The organism is Microbacterium sp. zg.B48 (assembly GCF_024623505.1).
Taxonomy (GTDB): Bacteria; Actinomycetota; Actinomycetes; order Actinomycetales; family Microbacteriaceae; genus Microbacterium.
Genome location: NZ_JANJFE010000012.1, coordinates 186,189 through 206,549, shown reverse-complemented (window position 1 = coordinate 206,549; position 20,361 = coordinate 186,189). Strand labels below are relative to the sequence as shown.

General features: G+C 62.1%; 12 protein-coding genes, 1 tRNA gene and 1 pseudogene. 3 read left to right on the top strand and 11 right to left on the bottom strand.

Features of this window, described 5'->3' with window-relative positions:
• Nucleotides 1-127: 127 nt before the first annotated feature.
• The 9 genes from NQ152_RS10085 to NQ152_RS10045 all read right to left on the bottom strand — a co-directional run bounded on the left by NQ152_RS10085 (nucleotide 128) and on the right by NQ152_RS10045 (nucleotide 14,412).
• Nucleotides 128-203: transfer RNA gene (locus tag NQ152_RS10085), tRNA-Ala, on the bottom strand.
• Between the two features lie 220 nt (nucleotides 204-423).
• The gene (locus NQ152_RS10080; protein WP_257523883.1) at nucleotides 424-1,197 is read right to left on the bottom strand and encodes a hypothetical protein; all 774 of its coding nucleotides are present in this window, start codon (nucleotides 1,195-1,197) and stop codon (nucleotides 424-426) included.
• Between the two features lie 57 nt (nucleotides 1,198-1,254).
• Nucleotides 1,255-3,447, bottom strand: coding sequence for a BREX system Lon protease-like protein BrxL (gene brxL, locus NQ152_RS10075; RefSeq protein WP_257523882.1), 2,193 nt, complete (start codon nucleotides 3,445-3,447; stop codon nucleotides 1,255-1,257).
• A 7-nt stretch (nucleotides 3,448-3,454) separates the two neighbouring features.
• The gene (pglZ, locus tag NQ152_RS10070; RefSeq protein WP_257523881.1) at nucleotides 3,455-5,947 is read right to left on the bottom strand and encodes a BREX-1 system phosphatase PglZ type A; all 2,493 of its coding nucleotides are present in this window, start codon (nucleotides 5,945-5,947) and stop codon (nucleotides 3,455-3,457) included.
• A complete protein-coding gene (pglX, locus tag NQ152_RS10065) occupies nucleotides 5,940-9,422 on the bottom strand; it encodes a BREX-1 system adenine-specific DNA-methyltransferase PglX (protein ID WP_257523880.1) in 3,483 nt (1,160 codons plus the stop codon). Before pglX ends, pglZ begins: the two co-directional genes overlap by 8 nt.
• Nucleotides 9,422-12,904: a BREX system P-loop protein BrxC gene (brxC, locus tag NQ152_RS10060; RefSeq protein WP_257523879.1), complete on the bottom strand. Its 3,483-nt coding sequence runs from the start codon at nucleotides 12,902-12,904 to the stop codon at nucleotides 9,422-9,424. The genes pglX and brxC overlap by 1 nt, the downstream gene beginning before the upstream one ends.
• A 4-nt stretch (nucleotides 12,905-12,908) precedes the next feature.
• Nucleotides 12,909-13,520, bottom strand: coding sequence for a DUF1788 domain-containing protein (locus NQ152_RS10055; protein ID WP_257523878.1), 612 nt, complete (start codon nucleotides 13,518-13,520; stop codon nucleotides 12,909-12,911).
• Nucleotides 13,520-14,212, bottom strand: coding sequence for a DUF1819 family protein (locus NQ152_RS10050; RefSeq protein WP_257523877.1), 693 nt, complete (start codon nucleotides 14,210-14,212; stop codon nucleotides 13,520-13,522). The genes NQ152_RS10055 and NQ152_RS10050 overlap by 1 nt, the downstream gene beginning before the upstream one ends.
• A complete protein-coding gene (locus NQ152_RS10045) occupies nucleotides 14,209-14,412 on the bottom strand; it encodes a helix-turn-helix domain-containing protein (protein ID WP_257523876.1) in 204 nt (67 codons plus the stop codon). Before NQ152_RS10045 ends, NQ152_RS10050 begins: the two co-directional genes overlap by 4 nt.
• Nucleotides 14,413-14,700: 288 nt before the next feature.
• On the opposite strand from NQ152_RS10045, the gene NQ152_RS10040 reads away from it, so the two are divergent.
• Nucleotides 14,701-15,852, top strand: a complete 1,152-nt coding sequence (locus tag NQ152_RS10040; protein ID WP_257523875.1) for an ATP/GTP-binding protein — start codon at nucleotides 14,701-14,703, stop codon at nucleotides 15,850-15,852.
• 419 nt (nucleotides 15,853-16,271) lie between these two features.
• Here the strand turns inward: NQ152_RS10040 and NQ152_RS10035 are convergent, their stop codons facing one another.
• Nucleotides 16,272-17,195 (bottom strand): hypothetical protein, encoded by a 924-nt coding sequence (locus NQ152_RS10035; RefSeq protein WP_257523874.1) that lies wholly within the window; start codon nucleotides 17,193-17,195, stop codon nucleotides 16,272-16,274.
• Nucleotides 17,196-17,332: 137 nt separating this feature from the next.
• A complete protein-coding gene (locus tag NQ152_RS10030) occupies nucleotides 17,333-18,079 on the bottom strand; it encodes a hypothetical protein (RefSeq protein WP_257523873.1) in 747 nt (248 codons plus the stop codon).
• A 93-nt stretch (nucleotides 18,080-18,172) separates the two neighbouring features.
• Between NQ152_RS10030 and NQ152_RS10025 the strand changes: the two genes are divergently transcribed.
• Together NQ152_RS10025 and NQ152_RS10020 are read left to right on the top strand one after the other, a co-directional pair.
• Entirely contained in the window at nucleotides 18,173-18,985 is an 813-nt protein-coding gene (locus tag NQ152_RS10025; RefSeq protein WP_257523872.1) for a GIY-YIG nuclease family protein, read from the top strand.
• Between the two features lie 159 nt (nucleotides 18,986-19,144).
• Nucleotides 19,145-20,347: pseudogene (locus NQ152_RS10020) on the top strand (IS110 family transposase); the annotation flags it as partial.
• Nucleotides 20,348-20,361: the final 14 nt, after the last annotated feature.

Here is a 20,361-nt window from a genome sequence, read left to right as displayed (position 1 = left end):
TCCTCAGCGAACACCACATAAACCCCGCCCAGGGCTACTGGCGCAACCAACTCACCCCACCCGGCCGCTGGCCCCACAAATGACAGATGTCTCGCGACATATGAGACATATGTCGCGAGACATCACATGGTGGACCTGAGGGGACTCGAACCCCTGACCCCCTGCATGCCATGCAGGTGCGCTACCAGCTGCGCCACAGGCCCGGATGGTCTCGCGAATACCCAAAACCCCCGGAATTCGGCCCTTGGGCTTCACTCCAATGGTGGTGCCTACCAGCATACGCGACTGGGCTTCGAGGGATCTGGATGCCCTTCGAGGACTCTCGACGTATCTGAACTGTCGAGTAACTGACCACAACTCAAGTCCAGAGGCGCTGAAGCTGGATGCGGCCTTGGGAATCTCCTTCCCGAGATCGCCGACAGTTCATCCGACGAGACTCTCAAGGCGCTGCGCCAGCGCCGTCTTCATCTTGCTGAGCCCCTCGCCGTTATTGAGGTACGTAAGTGTGCGGATCGATCGGAGGTCAAAGGGCACGTCCGCGAGGCTCTGTGCGAGCTGAACGACGTCGCGTCCGAGCGCATGCGCAATACCCGTCTCGTAGAACACATTCGGGTTCTTCCCTGACAGGTCGGAGACAACCACCCGTGAACGCCAGATGAGGCTGATCACATCGTCCATGATGTGGTGGTTTTCCCAGATGTCGTCAGCCCGGTGACAACGAAGCCCGAGGCTCTCCACGGCCTCTTTGATCGACACATCCACGCTATCGAACCCGGCGAAGGGCATCATCACCGCAACCAGGTCACGTTCGACCGGGAGCTGGACGGGAAAGTTGAAGACTTTAGGGGCAAGTTGGCCTGTCGCGCCGCCGCCAAATAGTGCGGCGTACAAGTCGCCCTCTTTGACTGCCCAGTGTGTGCGATGGAACTCGAACTGTTGGATATCGAGCTCGTCGGCGAGTGCTTCGATCCGCTCCGTCCCGATGGACGAGATGCCTGGCGTGTCGACGAGATTGAATCGAAGCTCGCGCCCCTGCCATCGCAGGTTGGTGAGCCTTCCGACTCGGGCAACTTGTGTCTCGTCGACGAAGCCAGTCTCGGGCATGACCAACGTCGGGAGGCTCGCGAGGCGATGCAAGTCGAGCGAGCCATCCGGTTGGATGAACGCTTTCACGTGCTCCGCGGTGTACTCCAGCATGCGATCACTCGAGGCTGAACCATTGACGAAGCCGACAATCAAGTTGAACAAAGGCGCCTAACTCCGCTCACTGTCCGCGACAGAGATCTTCACGTAGTGGATGCTGAACGCTGAGCCGATGAGACGGAACTCCTGACGACTCCGCCCGAAGTCGAAGGGGTTGTCGCTCGGTTTCTGCCAGATGTCGAGGCCCTTCCCCAGGTCGATGCGCCAGCCGTGGTCGGTCTCAATTCGGCGGTCGTGGATCGTGTCATCGAGTCGCACCGCCAGTCGGACGCCGACGGCGTCGGATGCGTCCTTGATCGATTTGAGCATGAGCAGTTGAGTGTGCTTGTACTCGGCCTTCGGCTCTTCGGTGGTGACGAGTTCGAGGTCGATCTCGTCGGCCTCGTCCTTGGCTACGGCGAGCAGACTGAGCAGGTCCGCAAGGTTGCGTCCCTGATGCGGAAGGCGGATATACGGGTCCGTGATCGTGATCTTGGCGGCACCGCGAAGGTACGGAAGGAGTATCTCTTCGTATGAGACGCCCCTCTGGCCGGCGGTGAAGTCGCGGTGCCCCGGCGCCAGCGCCGAGGTCGGGGCTTCCTGCGGCACATTCTGAGGAACCGAAGCAGCGGCAGGCGATGACAGAGGACGCGCGGACTCACGCGTCGCCGATACCAGGCCGTCAGCCGATGCTCCATCACTGTGGGGCGCGGCATTCCAATCCCGCCGATACAGCCGCGGGTACTGGCTCTCCTCGAGAGTCGCGACGTCGTGCCACGCGCCCGACTTGTCGGCGTATCGGAAGTAGACGGGTGTGTCGCGCATCGTGGCGTCGATCCGCAGAATCGAGTCCTTGACTCGCTTGCGACCCTCGATCGCAAACTCGAGCAGCGCGCGCACCTCGACCTCGGTTGCCTCGCCTGTCGGGTGAACAAGCTTCATCAGCCCTGAGAAGGTCTTGCGGATGCTGTCCTGGTCGCGCGTCGAGATCGAGTTGTCGAGCGTGAAGTGGTCCTTGTATTTGTCCGAGAAGTCCTCCGACCGCTTGGCGCGCAAGATCTCGGCGAGGTAGTCGACGACGAACCCGTATCCGGTGGAGAACATCTCCGATCGGATCGGCGCAACCTCCCAGCCGGGGATGTAGTGATGGATGCGGTCGAGCCAGGCAGGGTCGCGGTAGGCGTCGGGCAGCTCGTCGAACAAGTCGCTGTTCTTGAGCATGTAGGGCACGGTGTGCGTCGTGTTGCCGATAAAGGCCATCGAGGCCTCGGCTCCGTAGATGCTCGTGCCGCGCGAGAACGACTTGTTCGCGAGGTAGTTCTTCATTACGTTGACGAGGTTCTGGTCGGCACGCCGGTTGGCGGCGAACTCGTCGAAAGCGACGCAGTCCCAGTAGCCGACCAGGCCGATGCGCCCGCTGGCATTGTTCACGAAGAGCTTGGCGACGGTGACCTCGCCACCGGAGATAAGGATCCCGTTCGGGGAGAACTCGCTGAACGTGTGGGACTTGCCTGTGCCCTTGGGCCCGAGTTCGACGACGTTGTAGTTGCGTTCGACGAACGGGATCAAGCGGGTCAGGGCGATGAGCTTGCCGCGCTCACTGAACTGCTCGGGGTTGAGGCCGATCGACTGCATGAGCAGGTCGATCCACTCATCGGTTGTGAACGCCTTGCGGGCGTCGTAGTAGCGGTCAATGTCGACGCCTGCGACCTGGATGGGCTTGAGCTTGTCGAGAATCCACGGCACGACGCGCTGGTCGTCGGAGTGGAAGTACTCGATGTCGCAGATGCACCAGACGCCGCCGACGAGGAGCTTGGGGTTCTGCTTGACCGTGACGTCGTCGATGATGACGCCCTTGATCTGGAGGTTCTCGAACTCGGCCTCGTGGACGTCGTTCTTCTCGTTGAGCGTGACGGTGACCTTGTCGATGACGCGATGGCGGCCCTTGCGGCGGATCTCCGACTTCACGAGCATGTGCTCGTTGCGGTTGACGTAGTGGGTCGCGAGGATCTGGCGCACGCTGTCGATCCCAGCTTGGATCGTCGCTTCGTCATCGGATGCCGCGTACTGGCCGAGCAGGTACTCCAAGACATATGACGGCACCACCGCGTTGCCGCGGACCGCCTTGACCAAGTCCTTGCGGACGACGGCGCCGGCGAAGTGCTCGTTGATCTTGTCATCGAGTGCGGACTTGGTCGGCGAGGCATCGGTCGCCTCGGCGGCAAGGACGTCGATCTCGTCGAGCGCGTCTTCGAGGTTGGTCATGGCTCTCCTAGAAGTCGAAGTCAGTCGTGAACGACCGCTTGATCGTGTAGTTCCCCTTGGAGAACGTCTTCCACTGTGTCGTGTTCGGGATCGGTTCTTCGAGCCGCAATTCGACGGGCCGGTTGTTGAAGTGGTCGGCGTCCTCGGTCAGATACAGCACGGCCTTCTGGTAGCGGTCGCGCTGGTCGTCGGATGCGCTGTCGAAGGTGAGGACACGCTGGTCGGAGATCAGCGTGTCGCCGACGTAGAGGCCGAGCCGGACCTGGCGCGCCTGGATCTTGTCGGAGACGGCCTCGCGCTGCAGCAGCTTGACTGCGAGCTGCCCTGTGGTGATCTTGTCGGTCTCAGGCATGAGATCGACGTTCACTGCGCGGACGTCGCTCTTGCGCTTCTTGTTGACCGTGATCACCGGGACGACGATCTCCTGGAGGGATGCGCCGCCGTGGACGTAGCGCGTGCCGGCACCGGGTTGCGGGATGCGGTGGATCGACTTGGGAATCTGAATGTCGATGTCTCCAACCAGCCCGGCCTGAGCCGAGCTGAATGTCATGAACGACGGGGACGGCTTCAGCGACCGACCGAGCACGTAGCGTCGGTTGGTCTTGGTGACCGCGTCACCCTGCGGACTCTGCGATAAGTAGTACGCCTGCTCTAGGGGGATGTCCTGGTAGAGGAACCCGTGGTCGGCAGTGATCAGGATGTTCGTCGCGTTCGCGTTGGTCCACTTTCTTACGAGGAGCAGAAGCTCGCGGAGGGTCTCCTCGGCGGCCTCGAAGACGGTCCGCTCCGTCGGGGCCTTGTCGCCCGCCGCGTCGATGCGGTCGTGAAAGACGTAGAAGACCTGGTGCTGCGTGTACAACTCGCGAAGTTCGCTCCCTGGCATAGACAGGACCTCGGCAGCGGTGATGGCGTGTCCCTTGACCGCCTGCAGAATCTTGTCGCGGTTCGCGGTGCCATTCGTCGGCTTCCCGTCCGCGAGTACGGGCAGCGCCTCGGGGTCGAGTTCAAGGCTCGAGTGCGGGAGGAGCGAGGCCATGCCGAGCTGGGTGTAGCTCGGTAGCGATCCAAGTAGGGCCGAAAGCGAGGCGTCGAAACGGTCCTCGCTGCGGATCGTGGATGCGAGTTCCTCGGCGATCTCGTAGCGCATGCCGTCGGAGATGATGACGACCGCCTTCGTGCGTCCGTCTTTCACGACGGGGGCAACGTGGCGTTCGAAGAACTTCGCCTGTGGCGCGAGGGCAGCTGACTTCCACTCGTCCGTGGGCTCAAGTGCCTGCTGCCAGCGCGCGCCGAAGTCGTAGAGGTACTTGTTGGCGTACTGCTTGTCGACCTCAGTCTTCAGCGCTTCGAGCGGCTTCTGGAAGTCGGCGGTCTGGTGAGCGTAGGTGAACCACCGGTAGTGCTGGTCGATGCGGAACCAGTCAGACTGGTACTTCTCCAGCCCCACCGCGGCGGACGCGATCGCGTGCGGCAGGGCCGCGATTGCTACGAGCAGCTCTGAGGCGCTTTGAACGGCCTGGTAAAGCTTCGCGTACTTCGCCTTCCACAGGCTCTCCTGGCGCTGCCGCAACATGTCGGCAACCTCGCGAGGCGTCACCGACTGAGTAGCGACCGCTGCGGCAAGGTCCACAACCACCTTGCGGTCGATCTCCTCGAAGATCGTGATCCTGGACAACTCGCGGTAGTCGCGATGCTCGATCTTGGAACTCACGTCGAGTGCATCAGCCGCGCGGGAGGCGAGCGTCGTCATCGTTTCCCGACTGCGGACGTCGTAGCGCAGGGCATTGAAGTCGCTGCGGATGTTGCGGAACTCGTCGGGAGTCATCGACGCGAACTCTTCGATGGCTCGGCTGAACATCCACAGGACAAAGTCGTCGATCGTCGGCGCCGCGCTCTGGTACTTGTAGATGCTCGCGAGCCCATCCCAGAAGAACTGATCGAGACCGAAGGTCACGAGCTCGTCGAACTTGGCGCTCTTGCCGGCGGCGTTCTCGACGAGGAGCTCGCGCACGATATCGGTCAGCTTGTTGCCCGATGCCTTGACGAGCACCTGGGACATCTTGGCGCGAAGGCGGGCCGCGTCGTCTCCGTCGTTCAGGAGCTTCTCCAGTGCCTGCTTGCGGGTGTTCGCGGCGAAGAACTTCTGATGCTGCTCTATGACCGGCAGCAGGGCCGGGTCGTTGAGGCCAAGCTCCTGTTGGAGCATGGAAGTCTTGTCGGCCGTGAAGACCCCGTACGCGAGTTCGAGATCGAGCAGCCAATTTGCCGTCCCTCGCGGGATGTCGCCACGGCGGTAGACGAGGTGCTTGCTCACGTGATCGGCAAGGATCGTGTTCTTCACACCGAACTCGTTGTCCTCGACACGGATGACGTTGACGGGACCGAGATCGAGCGCGTCCAGGTCGGCGGCGTACTCGCCGGCGGGGTCGTGCCAGAACACAACCCTCCTCGAGGCGAGGCGGCTTTGGAGGACGTCCTGGACGGAGGTAAGGTCAGTCACTCGCCGCCTCCAGCCCCGGAATCTTCTTGAGCGCGGCGCCGAACTTCGGGTAGTTCGCCTTCACTCCGTCGTCGAGGTCGATCACAACGTTCTCGGACGCCTTCGGGAACAGCGTGTCGTGCTCGTACTCGTTTAGTTCGACGAGGATCCTGCGGAATCGATCCGCTTCCTTCGCGTTCCCTGCGCGCTCGGCCCGTTGGAGGGCGGACTCCAGCTTGGTCACGTACTCACGCAGATAGGTCAGTACCGTCGAGACTGTAGAAGGCGTGTAACGGTGCATGAATATAAGGGCGTTGAATGAGCCCTTGGGGCTGGAGAAGAGCCAGTAGATCGGGCGCTTCTTGTACCGCTGGACGTGGTCCTTATAGAAGGACTTCGCGAAGTAGTCGCGCAGGCTCTTCACACCAAGCGAATCGGTGACGAACTGCAGGTTCTCCTCGAAATGCTGCTCACCAAACACCACGCGAAGAAAGTGGCGGAAGCGGTCAACGATGTCGTCCTCGAACCAGTCGCCCTCGACAATCGGGATGACGTTGTCCGCGTCTGGTGTGAACGTCGGCGTCGGCACCTTCGCGAGGTAGTCCTGCAACGTCGCGCCTTGATCGGCGAGGATCAGGCCCGCCTCGTCAAGGCTGTAGCGGCCGAACATGCAACCGACCGCGTACGAAACTAGATCCTCGCAGAAATCGCGAGTTCGCAGTGCGTCGTACTGGGGGGCGCTCTTGCCATCTCCGTATTTCCACGCAGGATTGAACGAAAGGGTCACGTCGTGCACTGGAAAGTCTCGCGATACGTCGTCTGCGACACCGTATGCTTCAGCGACTAGCTCGTTCAATTCTGTCTCGAGGTTGGCGGCGGTCAGAACCGTTTCTGCCTGCAACTCCAGAATCTCGCCGATAACGGATGAAATTGACCGCGCGTCCTCGCGATCGGCCGCGCTCAAAGCGCCCGGCGAACCCGTGAACCCCCAGGAGGTCTCAGCGCTATTCCAATCGTCGATGGAGACTGCCACCAACTCATCCGCCAATTCACGTGCCCGACCAGGTACGGAAAGCACAGGAAGGCTCCCGACTTGTCCGGCTTCGAAGTTGACCGTCGGAGCGATCGCTTCAAGCACCGCCTTTATGGTTGACGAGTTGACAACGGCCAGCATCTCGTGTGTGCGCGATACTTCATTCGGAAAGAACGAATTTCCTGCTACATCGAATATCTGACCACGCGGCATGAGTCGAAACGATGGACGCCCAGCAGTGACTTTCGACCAAGTGATTCCCTCGACGAAATAGTGACTTCGCCCGTCGTGACGGTGCCCCGGGAAGGATGCCATCAACTCCCTGCCTAAACGGTCGTAGCGAATGACCTGCTCAACATTTCCAAACCATCTACGCGCCGCGCCACCCTTGTTGTAAGGGAACCACTTCGCGCCGGAATTGTCCGCGTCCTGATGGCTACCCGCGTCCCGGAGAAAGTCGCTTGATGAGACCTCCCACCAGAACCTGAGGACCGCTTCATTCTTTCCGGTCGAAAGACCATGCTTCACTTCGGAGAGCTTTCCAAGAGTCTGCCCTTTGGAAAATAGGTCGAGCATTTCGTCCGACAGCCAGTAGGCAAGCGGAAACCCGGGGATCTTCAGAAAGCTCGCTTGAGAGACCTCGAACCTGTTGTAGTCGCTCTGGCGGAATAGAGCCTCGATGGCATGGTTGGAGCGGACACTCACATGCTGCGTAAAAAGCCGGCGATAGACAGCTGTTGCCGTGCTGCTCGGGTTTTTCTGTGCAACGACGAAGGCTACAGATCCGAAGTCTGAACCAAATACTCCCCTACCTGGCTGTACAAGAGTTTCGATCTGCTGCGTCCGAAGTAGCCACGTACGCAACTTCTCGTAACTCTTGAGAGACATCCACGTGGGGAGATTGATCATCGCCCAGCGTCCGCCTCGCTCGCACAGCGCAGAGCACCGCTGCATAAAGGCAGTCATTAGGTCGGATTTGGAAGCGGGGTAGTTGTCGTTCAGCCAAGTCGACAATTCCGCCTTCATGTTCTTGTTGCCCATATATGGCGGGTTCGTAACCACTACCGAATACCGACGTACGAGATCCTCAGCCTGCCTCACTGCCAGTTGCGCCCAATTGAGCGCGTCTGCGCGGAGAATGTCACCTCGGTCGTCAACCGCGTCGAGGTGCCCCGCGAGCCGAACAATCAGACCAGGGTCTGGTTGGATCAGCGAGCCAAATGTGTCGGCATCGGCGAACTGGTTCCAGAAGGCTTCCTCCGCGTGCCGGTCGCCGTCCGCCGTGACGAGGTAGTCCAGCTCTTCCGGGGTGAAGGTCATGGGGCTCAGCACGGAGATGTTCGGCTCGACTGGGTTCTTAAGGAACAGCTTGCGCTTGGCCGCGGCCTTCATGGTCAGCGCGAAAGCAGCGAGTGCACCTGCTCGCGGGTCGATTTCGGTGCCGTAGAGGTTGTTCGTGAGGATCCGATTCGGGATCTGCGACGGCGTGTAGCCCTCCTCCTCGTAGATCGCGTAGAGGAGGTCGAAGGCGTAGGTGAGCATATGGCCAGAGCCGCATGCGGGGTCAATCACCGTGAGATCCTCAGGCTTGGTGACCTTGAGGAAGTCGGTCTCTTCATCGACCGGCGATATGTAGTAGTCCATCTGGTCGACGAGACGCGATTCGGGATGGTTGAGCATCCACAGGCGCCCAAGGGAGTTTTCGACGAGGTACCGGACGATCCAGTGCGGGGTGAAGAGCTGGGTGGCGGCGGGGATCTCGTCGGCGCCAGCCTTCCTATTCTTCTTAAACCCGGCGAAGACCTCGTCCTTCCGCTCGGAGATGTAGAACTGGTAAAGCCAGCCGATGACCTCCACGTCCCGGCAGACCTCCTCAGTAAGTACTTTGACGGAGCGGTTCAGCGCGGAGTCCTCCGCGAGCAGGTTAGCGGGGATGAGCAGCTCGGTGTAGTCGCCTTCACGCTCGAACATGAAGGGCATGGCCCGGTTCCAATAGCGGCAGTAGTCCGCGAGGAGGAGCGCGTATGCCTCGGCTTGGGCGTCGACGCCGGGGCGAGGCTGGCGAGTGCCGTTGAGTAGTCCGGTGATGGTTGATGCGTTCGCGCCCTTGACCACATCACCGTCGATCTGGCCGCGCTTGGCTGCAGCGAGCACCTCGGGCTGGCCGACATGTTCGACAGCGGGCGAGACGACGCCGATCGCGGTGTGGCTGTTGGCATCCATGAAGCGCAGGGCGATGATGCGGTTGAACCAGGTGTACGCGACCCTGTCGGCCACGTGCGTCTTGCCCTTTTCACCGCCGCCCCCGAGGCGGATGGCGCGTTCCAGCGAGGTCACGGCTCGCGGTTGTTCGACCCGTTCGGGTGATCCCTGGGCGAGTACGGCGGTGATGCGCGCGCCTACCTCGCGGATGAGTTCGATGCGCGCTGACGTGGCGAAGGACTTGAGCGTTGCGGTGTCCATCAGAGCGTGATTCGCTTTCCGTCGTTGAGGGTCGCGACGAGCGCGGCGCGGTACTTGGAGAGATAGGCGTCGACGTCGGCCTCGGACTCCAGCACGCCCGACGCGCCGGGCACGCTGATCGATTTGACTGACACCATCGGCTTCGGCGGCGGCGCGTCATCATCCCCCCCCTGCTGCGCCGCGACGAGCCGGCTCAGCAGCTCCGGGTAGTCGTCCTGCTCGAAGCTTGCTCCCGCCTGGAGGATGAGCGCGGACTGCGTCTCGCCGCCGAGTCGCGCGAGGACCGCATCGATCCACCCGATCACGCTCTCCTGTGCGGCTGGCGTGGCGTTGACGTAGTAGGTGCTGCCGAGGATCTCGGCCCGGCGCCCGTCGATCGCCGCGGTCACCTCCGCACGCTTGTCGGCGACAACATCGTCGATCTGCACCCGCAGGGAGTCGGAAGCGGCCTTGAGCTGGTTCATCTTGTTGCCGCGGAAGGCACTGGCATCTGCGAGCAGGGCTTTGACCGAATCCGCGCTCCCTGCGGGGAGGTAGCCGAGGTTCCCCGTGTTGGCACTGAGGAGTGCCTGTGCCTCGTCGAATATCTTGGCCTGCTGGCCGTTGAGGAACGACTTGATCGGATCGATCAGGTCTTCCTTGGCTTCGAGCAGCTCGTCCGCCTTGTTGAAGTCGGTGAGATACCAGTCGACCTGCTTGCTGACGACCTCGTCGAGCAAGGCGACAACGCCGGCGAGCTCGCTGACGAAGGGATACCGGCTGCTGCTGACGAGAGCGTTGAGCTCGTCCCGCCTGGCCGCGAGTAGGTCTTTGCCGAACCGGGCGAGTTCTGTGGGGTCGCTCGGCACGGCCCCCGCGTCGAAGAAGTCGGTGCAGAACTTCTTGAATGCCGCGACCTTCGCGTGGTCGTAGGCCTTCTGGGGTGCGACGACGACGTGCTGGTGCTTGCCGGTGTTGCGGATGAGGCCCACTGCCTCGGTTCGGACGACCGGGTTGGAATCGACGCTCAGCGCCACCTTGCCGCTGCCGACGAGCCATCCCAGCACGACCTCGATGGAGCCGAGGTCCCAGCCGTAGGGCTTGGTCTCGAAGCGGGCGACGATCTTCTTGATCGTCACCTGTTCGCCGAGGCCCGATTGTGTGATGATCCAGGACTCCATCTCGGTGCCTGGCGAGTTGAGCGAGCTGAGCGTCGCCGAGTCAAATAGCCCCGTGTCGCTCTGGACCGCACCGGCGACCTGCTGCTCGGGGTAGACCTTGCCGCCGAGTAACCCGAGGTTCGTGTAGGTACGGCTGACCAGTTCCTGGAACCCGTCCGACACCCGAGTCACAGCATCCTGGGAGCTGGAGGGGATCTCGGCGGCGTTGATGATCAGTTGCGACTTACCAACAGTCTGGCGGAGGCGCTCGATGAGTTCCTTCTCGCGGTCGGCGTTGAGTACCTGTTTCGACTGGAGTATCGCCTGCATCGAGGGCGTCGCCCCTGAGTTTGTGCGCTGCCTGGTGTACTTCTCTGTCTTGAGCAGCAGGCGCAAGTCCGCCAGCAGCCGCTTGTCACGGCCGAGGAACACCCGCAACTCGTCCCGGCCCATGCTCTGCGCCGCAATCTCAGAGTCGCTATAGCTCGTCTCGGGCGTAATGAAGTGGATAGTCAGCTCACGCTGATTTCCCTGGGGCACGTCGTCGAGCTTGTAGCCGAACGAGAAGTCCTGCCCGTTCTTCGCGTACTTCAGCTTGTTGGTTTTGAAGATGTCGGACGAGAGATACCGGAAGAGCTTGCTGGAGACCTCCGAGGAGTCGACGTCGACCGCCTTGATCTCCTTCTCGATCTCCTGCTCCTCGTTGGTGAGGTACTCGTAGACGTTGCCGCTGCGCTGGACGTACGACTGCGCCTCCAGCAGATTGAGCGCTTCCTGCACCTGCTTGCCAAGCCCCGTGAGGTCAAGCCCGAAGCGGTCGTAGACGAGCACGGTGAGGTTACGGGGTGTGGCCTTGAAGGTATCGACGTACTTGACCAAGAACAGCGCCTTGAGCAGCCGGTTGGCGAGGATGGTGACCTCGGAGCCAGGGTCGGGCAGATGCCTCTCAGCCTGAAGGATCGCGCTCTGAGCAGTCGACTTCAGCGCGGCGCTGATGCCGGCGAACATCTGGTCAAAGGTTGCGAGGTAGCCCACCTGTTCGGTGCCGATGCGCTTGGCGACCTCCTGGACCACACCAAGCATCGAGCGTTCGCCGACCGAGCTGTTCTTGCCCTCGAACATATTGTGGTCGGACAGACCCTCGATCGCCGCCTGGAACATCGGGATCTGGTAGGTGACAAATGGGTACGTGCTGATGAATCGCCCACCATCGACGTAGTTGCGGTAGGTCTTCGCTCCGTCGACGAAATCGAAGATCGTCTTGAAGTTTGCACCTTCCTTGGCGTGGATGGCCATGAGCTCGCCAGCGCCCGCGTCGTTCTTCTCCAGCAGACGCTTGCTGATGACCTCTTCGACATCCTGGCTGGTCAGCTTCACCTTGGCGCTGAACCGGCCCTGGATCTTGGAGAAGTCATTGCCCTGCTGCCTGGTGCGGTCACCGATGACCTTATCCATGTCCTCCTGCGAGGTGACGAAGACCCACGACTGGCCCTTGCATTTCGTGTTGAGGGACTCGGCAATCGTCTGGAGGTTCAGCATGAGCTTGACGTCGTCGGCGATGAACTGGCCGACCTCGTCGACGAAGAAGTTGAGCCGGAATCCCGGTTCCTGCTTGTCGATCCACGCCTTGACCGCGGCGGCGAAGTCCTCGATCGACACGGCGTAGGACTTCTGGTACAGCGCGATGATCCCAGGGTTCGCCTCACCGTTGACCTCGGCGAACGCCTTGTCGATGTTGTGACCTTCCAGCGCGGTCTGCTCGCGCCCCTGCGACCAGTCGATGCCGGCGTACCTGGCGAAGGCCGCCTTGAACGCTGCGTACTGGCCGCGCTTGTCGAGATCCTCCTCGAACCGAGCAACAGCGCCATCGTTGCCGAAGTAGCCGCGGCTCTCATCGAAGACCTTGACGAAAACCTTCAGGAGCGCGTCAGTCTGGTCCTTGGCGATCAGGGTCGCCTTCTGGTCGATGTTGAACAGCAGGCTCTTCGCAGGGATGGCTGCGGCCTTCTTCAGCGAGGCGATGAGCATCGCGTCGTCGGTCTTGCTGAGGAAGCTCTCGCTTGCCCGCTCGCGCGGGAACGCCTGACCCTCCACGTCGCCGAGAAGGTGCGCGAGCATCTTGAGCAGGTGGGACTTACCGGAGCCGAAGAAGCCGGAGATCCACACACCGTTGGCGTTCGTGTAGTTGGTGTACTCCTCCAGCAGCGGCGCAACGCCCTTCGCGGCGTCGTTGGTGAAGACGTACTCCTCGACCTCGATTCCTAGGTGGTCGACATCGTCGGCCTTGACGACGCCCTCGATCGAGCGGGTGACGTCTTTGAGGAAGATCGCGTTGAGTTTCATCGGGTCATGCTTCCTGGTCGAGGATGCGCTTTGCGCGGTAAAAGGAGTCGTCCTTGAGATGGCCGAATAAGACCAGTGCCGAGCCTTGCGTGGGCGACACCTCGTACCGTCCGGGGAAGAACATCAGCATCGGCTTGTCGGAGACGACGGTTTGCAGGTTGTTGAGCACAGTGTGTGAGCGTACAAATGGGAACACCTCGCCGATGCCGGTGAGGAAGAGGATCTGGAACGACTCGGCCGCGATGCGCTGCTTGATGGCCGGAGCGAGATGCAGCTGCGGGTCGATCATGTTCTGGAGCATCTTGAGGAAGTCAGGCTTCTCCATGGTCGGCTCGGCAGCGAGGACACGCTCCCAGACGTTGCGCTTCTTCAGCAGGTCGACGCAGAGGTCGTAGAGGTTGACTTCAAACACCTTGATGCCCAACTGGGTGTCCAGCTTGGTCTTGATCCGCTTCTTCGCTTGGGCGACGTCAAGGGCCCACGTCGGGTCGTAGTCGTAGATGAAATGGGCGACCTCGTTGCCGAGGCCCTCCATTTTCAGGAAGCGTTCGCTGCTGAGCACCTTGAACAGGTGCTCCTCTTGCTGAGCCAGTGTGAGCTTGGATTGCGTGGGCATCAGGCCAGCCTCGTGGGAAAGAAGCGTATGTCGCTCGGCGTGCGCTCGGTAAGGCACTCAGCAACGCGGGCAGATAGAAGCGCGGGCTCGATGGCGCGCTGCCTGGTCAGCAACCCAGCCTCGACCATCATCTTGAACAGCACCTCTCGGAGCTTCTTGTAGGAGAGGTCGGTGACGTCATCCAGCTCGTCGTGCCACATGGCCTTGGCGCGGTAGAAGGAGTCATAGTCCTCATAGGAGACGGTGTTTGCCAAGGTGAGGAAGCGCTCGCGCAGGACTTCCTCGGCGAATTCCCCGATGAGGTCATATCGGCGGCAGGCCGCGGCCCACATGAGGTGGCCGCGCTCGGAAGCAGTGACTTCGTCGAGGATCTCAACCTCATGGTCGGAGAGCGACGACAGGCGCTTCACGGTCTCTCGAACCAGTCGCACCCCCGTGCGGTAGGTCCGCGCCCGCAGGAGGTTCTCTTTGACCGCAAGGTCGCGCACCTTCACCCAGTCACGGTTCTGGAGGTAAATGGGCGCCAAGATTGCTGCCTCGCGCTCCAAGAGGCCGCCCGTCGTGAACGAGAGCGCATAGCGCGGCGCTGAAGCTGAGCTGTTACTCAGGGGACACCCCCTCTGGGAAATGGCAAGTTGATCAGGATAGGTCGAACGTCCGTCACTTCGCGTCGGCGGTTCGGCGGCGATCACGTTTCGTGCTTGTCGTCGGGGGCGTGCTGCGCCGCACCCCCGCTGCGTACCCACTCGTCGATCTCGCTGACCTGAAACTTCCAGAGCCGGCCGACACGGTGGGCGGGCATGGCCTTGTTTGCGATCCAGTCGTAGACGGTGTCCTTCGTGATTCCCAAGTGAGTGGCGATCTCCTCCGCAGACATCCAGGGCTCAGCCACGTCGCGGACCTCCAGGATCGAGTGCGCGAGTCGCGCACAGTGTCACCATATCGGCGGGGATACCCGCCAGAGACCCGCTAGGCACTGTGTCACCCGGCTAGGACCGGTTTCGAACTGGAAAACTCCTATTCTGACTGACGCAATCGCCACCACCGGATGTCTGCAGAGCAGCAAGCCTCGTACGCTCGACGCCTCCGCCTGCATAAGGTCTAGTGCGACTGCGCCTTGCATGTGCTCCAACTGTCCGTCGCGGAAGGACTGTCGCCAGCGTGCCCTACGTTGGTGCATATGCAAGAAAAGAAGTCCACCCTTGAACAGCACATCGCCGTGTTCGGCGAGAGTGGAAGCGGAAAGACTGTCTTGGTGTCGTCGTTTTACGGCGCGGCCCAGGAGGCGTCGTTCCTGAAGCAGAGCCTGTACCGCGTGGTCGCGGACGACATCGGTCAAGGCTCTCGCCTCAACCGCAATTACCTCGGTATGCGTGACGAAGCGACGACTCCCGATGTGACGCGCTTCGCCGCAACTTCGTATGCATTCTCGATCAAGTTGAAGGACCCGCCCAGCCCCAAGGCGGTCAAGGCACAGCCGTTCCATGCCCTCCGGCTCGTCTGGCACGACTATCCGGGTGACTGGTTCGAACAGGGTGTCAGTGGCGAGGAGGAGGCGCAGCGTCGTGTGGACACATTCCGCTCGCTCCTCGGATCGGACGTGGCCCTTCTTCTCGTCGACGGGCAACGTCTGCTGGATCACGCCGGCGAAGAAGAGCGGTACCTGAAGTCACTATTCAGCAACTTCTCGAACGGACTCATCTCCCTCAAGGACGAGCTCCTCGACGCCGGAACGCCGCTCGTGCAGTTCCCCCGGATCTGGATCATGGCGCTCTCGAAGGCCGACCTATTTCCAGAGATGGACGCTTTCAAATTCAGGGATCTGCTGGACCTAAAGGCTGCCGATGACCTCAACGAACTCCGCAAAGTGCTCGCTGGTTTCGTGCAGGACCCCAATGCCATGTCAGTCGCCGAAGACTTTCTCCTGCTGTCTTCGGCCAAGTTCGAGCCGGGCAAGATCGAGGTCTCTAAGCGCGTCGGGCTTGACCTCCTTCTACCTGTCGCGGCGCTCTTGCCGCTCGAGCGCCATGCGAAGTGGGCCAGAGTCCAGCAGCTGCCCACAAAAGTCGCCGAAAGCATCATCGGTGGCGGTGCCAAGCTCCTCGCCGCGGCGCTCCTAGGCAAGGCGAAGCCAGGTCCGCTCGGCGTCATCCTCGCGCTCATCAACCCCGACGTTTTCGATGAAGCGGCGCAACTCGCCGGGGACAAGTTGCGTGCGCTGAATGAGGAAGCGATTGCGAAGCAGAACTACGTCACCGCCACTCTGACTCGCTTCCAGATGGACCTGAACAAGGGAGAGGAAGAAGAGATCCTCCTCCGGAGCCTGAAGTGACTCTGGAACCCGGCTCTTACATCTGGGCCACGCGGGGACGCCTATGGGGGTTCCGATTCCTACGCGACGGCGGCTTCGCGGATCCGCTCCCCATCTATGAGGCGGCATTTGCCGGGGTCGCCGACCAGCGCGAGGTGGCGAAGCGAGTCGGCGAAGCGATTGTGCTCCGCTTCCCAGACCCCAAGGGACGACAGGACCACGCACGACGGATCATCTCCCACGACTTCGTGATTCGCTCGACGGGCACCAGTGAGTTGCCCGCGCTCGATGATGCAGCGCGAGTCGCATGGGAGTCGGTATCGGCCGAATACGACCGCTTGTGGGATGTCGCACCTTCGCCGTAGTTGCGCAGCCAAGTTGGTGCCATCGATCAGACGCCACTATCGCAAAGGTTCTTCCGCGGTCCTGCGATGAACGAGCTACGCGGCTGGATCGAACCAGCTCTCTGGGACCCCGTCCGCCCACCGCTCGAGAGGGCCGGTGTCTAAGCGAAGGTACGCGCAGATGAGATGGCAAGTCTTGTAGAGAATCGTGCATGCCCACCGACAGTGATGCTCAACCGTTTCCGGAGTGACCACCCACGGATGCGACGCGACCTCACCGTCGTCGACCAGGCGCGTCTGCAGGTCAATCGACACGAGCGACGGGTGGGAGTAGTCCGAGAGGATGTCGTACATCGCCTTGCCCGGGCCCGATAGGAAGAGTTGCGCGAACAGTTTCGCGCTCGCCCCGAGTCCGAGAATCGTTTGGCCGTGAATCGTCCACCCGGCGATGACATCCAGTGTCCCCAGTTCCAGTTCGAGTTCGGGAAACACACTCTTCGCGGTCGCGATTGTCGCGTCCCGATGCGCCTTGAACTTCTTCTCCGCCGCCCGGTCGTACTTGCCGGTAGTAAAGCGAGCACGCTGGAGCGACGAGATCGATTCAAGGAAGTATCGTGCCACGCGGACTTCCCCGGCCGGCTGGCCAACCGTGGGGTCCAGGAGCCATGCCACGCGTCCGGCGATCTCAAGTTCCGCTCGCACGATTGGCCAAAGGGTTCCCACGACCTCCCGTGCTCGCAGCAGAGCCGAAATCGAGGCAAGTTGGAGTCTCGCCGAGTCGGCGTAGGCGGTCGCCGCTTGCACCGGCGCAAACTCGAGGTTCTTGACGGCGTGGGGGTAGGCCGTCCGGAAGATAGCCGACTCGGTCGCAACTTGAGAGGCTGGGTCTGGAAGGTCCCCGCTGCCAGTCGCCACCTCGAGGCACGCGGCGATCAATCCGTCGCAAATCTCAGCGAACCGATCCATCACTGAGCCGAACTCGTCGGGAAAGTTCAGGTCTGCCCGAATCTTGCTCGACACCTGACCTCCTTCGTCATGCGCGACTCTAGCGGTTCCGGGCGACGGCGCCGGGGTGCGATGGGAAGTCCACATCGGTCGCGGTGAGCTTCGTCATGTATTTGTCGATCGAGTGCCGCTCACAGCGCTCCGCCCCACGCCTACCCGGCTCGTCGCGCTTGCTTCAGGTTGGCAAACGGGAGGCGATTTCCGTGGTCCCGTTTGAACTCCGCGATGAGGCGCGCCTCGACGACTTCTGGGTCTTCCGATGGTTCCGTCCTATACCCCACCAGCAGCTCGTCGCTGTCGTCGAGCTGCCAGATGAAGCGCCCACCCCAATGCCCGACGGGCTCGCCCTCTCCGTGCCGACGGTACTCGTCGAGTCGCTTCGCGACGCCACGGGTGCCGCGGCTGCCCGCGGTGGCAACCCCGATATACACGACCTCAGTGCCGGCGACCCATTTGGCGTTGAGTCTGGCGACAGACACAGATGGGTCACGCTGCTTGAAGCGTCCGGCCGGGCTGGCGTCGCGAAAGCGCGGCGGCGCGTCGAGGGTGCGCACGACTACGTACACCCCGGGCGCAGTCGGCACGTCGGCCGGAGGGAGCCCAGCAAACGGTACGAACCCTTCAAAGCCCGCTCGGCGGAGCCCCTCCACCGTCCACCGGCTGAAGTCCACGATCCACTCCCGGAAGCGGTTGGTGAGCTCGCTGGGCTCCGCAGTCCGGCGTGCGAAAAAGATGCCGACGAGCTGGTTGTCTGCCATCCAATGCACGTCACTCGATGAGTCTGGGATCGCCTTCTCAAGCTCAGCCACGAACTCGTCGTAGGAGAGAGGGCGGCCCAGCGCGTCGAGATGGTCGGCGGCGACACGAAGGTCGATCAGCAACTGCGGCGTCGAGGTCACAGCTGAAGAATACGGTCGGTAGGCGACACGCTCGCTATCGACTGGCGGGGTTGCGAGCTCGCCCTCCCGGCCCAGGAAGGTATCGTCACGGCCATGCCCTTGACGCTTGGCCCGCTGCTGATCGACGCCGGTATCGACCCTGCACGGGCGCTCGTGATCCGTCATGCCTTTGCCCAAGAGTCTGAGGAGAGCGGCTTGACGGGCCTCCACGCCAACTCGACCCACGCGGAGATCTTCGAGTACACGCGCAAACAGTCCGCCAGCACGCGAAGCTTCCCGGCCGCTCCCCCACCGATCTGGGTGGTCTTCATCAAGGAAGGCGGGGACCAAGCGCGACTGTGGTCAGTGGTGGAGAACCGCGGGGAGACCGCCAACAACGGGATCATCCGCACCTTCGAGGTCGCGGAGACCGACTTCATGGCAGATCTCCGCAGCCGGCTCGTCATCGGCTGGAAGTCTCCCCGCACCTGGAAGATGAGCGCGTCCACCGCCGCGCGCTATCCGGTGGTCGGAATCGCAGACGCCGAGCCGATCCCGTTCCCCGGCTTCGACCGGCTCGTCCTGAGCCACGTGGAGCTGCAAGCCGTGATGCGGGAACACCGCTACGCCTCGTGGCGCACTGCCCTGTCTTCGGTCTCTGGGGTCTACCTGATCACGGACACCCGTGATGGTCGGCACTACGTCGGTAAGGCGGATGGCGAGGAGAGCATCCGGCAGCGCTGGAGCGCGTATGCCACCAACGGACACGGCGGAAATGTCGAACTACGCGGTCTCGACCCGTCGAGCTTCCGTTTCTCGCTGCTACGCGTCTTCGATCCCTCGACCCCGACGCGGGACATCGACATCGCGGAAAGTCATTTCAAGGACGCGCTCGATTCCAGGCGACATGGGCTGAACCGCAACTGACGCACGCCTTGAGGCGGCCGTTAGCTGCGACCCCTGGGCCCGAGGAGCGAACGGGGCTACGGTGGGCTTGCCATTGCGGCCTGCTGCGCCCGGCATGATCGTTTTGCCCTGTCACTCGATGATCTGTTGCGGTTTGTTGTCACCGGGCGTAGCGGCCGAATGGTGCGCGCGAACGGAGCGGCCGTGATTGAGAACTACGAGGCGACCGATGTGTTCCTCGGTATCGACGTGGGCAAGAGCTTTCACCATGCGGTCGCACTCTCACGCGCCGGAAAGGTGCTTCTCGATCAGCACCTGACCAACGATGAAGCAGATATCAGCAAAGTCATCGCCAACCTCCGGCGAAAGGGCAACGTACTCCTCGTCGTCGACCAGCCCTCCGACATCGGCGCGTTTCCGGTCGCAATCGCGCGGGCGTCGGAAGTCGAAGTTGCATACCTGCCAGGGCTCGCGATGCGACGCATCGCAGATCTTCATCCTGGCAACGCGAAGTCCGATCGCAAGGACGCCCTCGTCATCGCACAGGCCGCACGAACACTGCCGCACGCGCTGCGGCCGATTCACGAGGAAGCCGTCACGCTGACGGAACTGCGGCTGCTGTGTTCGTTTGACTACGACCTCGTCATGCTGATCAACCAAACGACGAACCGTCTGCGCGCCCTTCTCACAAGAATTCATCCCGCCTTGGAGCGCGTGATCGGACCACGCTTGGCGCACCCTGCCGTGCTCGATCTCCTCCAGTTCTACCCATCGCCCGATCGGCTCAAGGCGGCGGGCAGACGGGAGATCGAGCGGCGGCTCCTCCCCCACGCGCCACGAATCGGGCCGCAGATCGCCACAGATATCGAGTCGGCACTCAAGTCCCAGACCGTCGTAGTGCCGGGGACTCGCGCCGCGACTTCCGTGCTGCTGCGCCTCGCCGAGCAGCTGCAGGTCATGAGACGGCAGCGCGAAGACATCGCGGGTCAGGTGACGTGGATTGTGGAGCATCATCCGCTGTACCCGATCTTGGCGAGCATGCCCGGTGTCGGTGTGGCGACGAGTGCACGGATCTTGGCCGAGATTTCGGACCGGCACTTTCCCTCCGCCGGGCACCTCGCGGCCTTTGCGGGCATCGCGCCGGTGTCTCGGCGCTCCGGCACGTCGATACGTCGTGAGCAACGGAGTGATCGCGGAAACCGAGCGCTGAAGCACGCCCTGCTCATCTCGGCTTGGACGTCGATCCAGTACGACCCCGCGTCACGCGTGTATTTCGACAGGAAGGTCGCCGAGGGCAAGAAGCCGAAGCAAGCGATCGCAGCACTGACGAGGCGGCGTCTGGATGTGCTGTACGCGATGCTGCGAGATGGGCAGCCGTATCGCGCGGACGGGCGCCC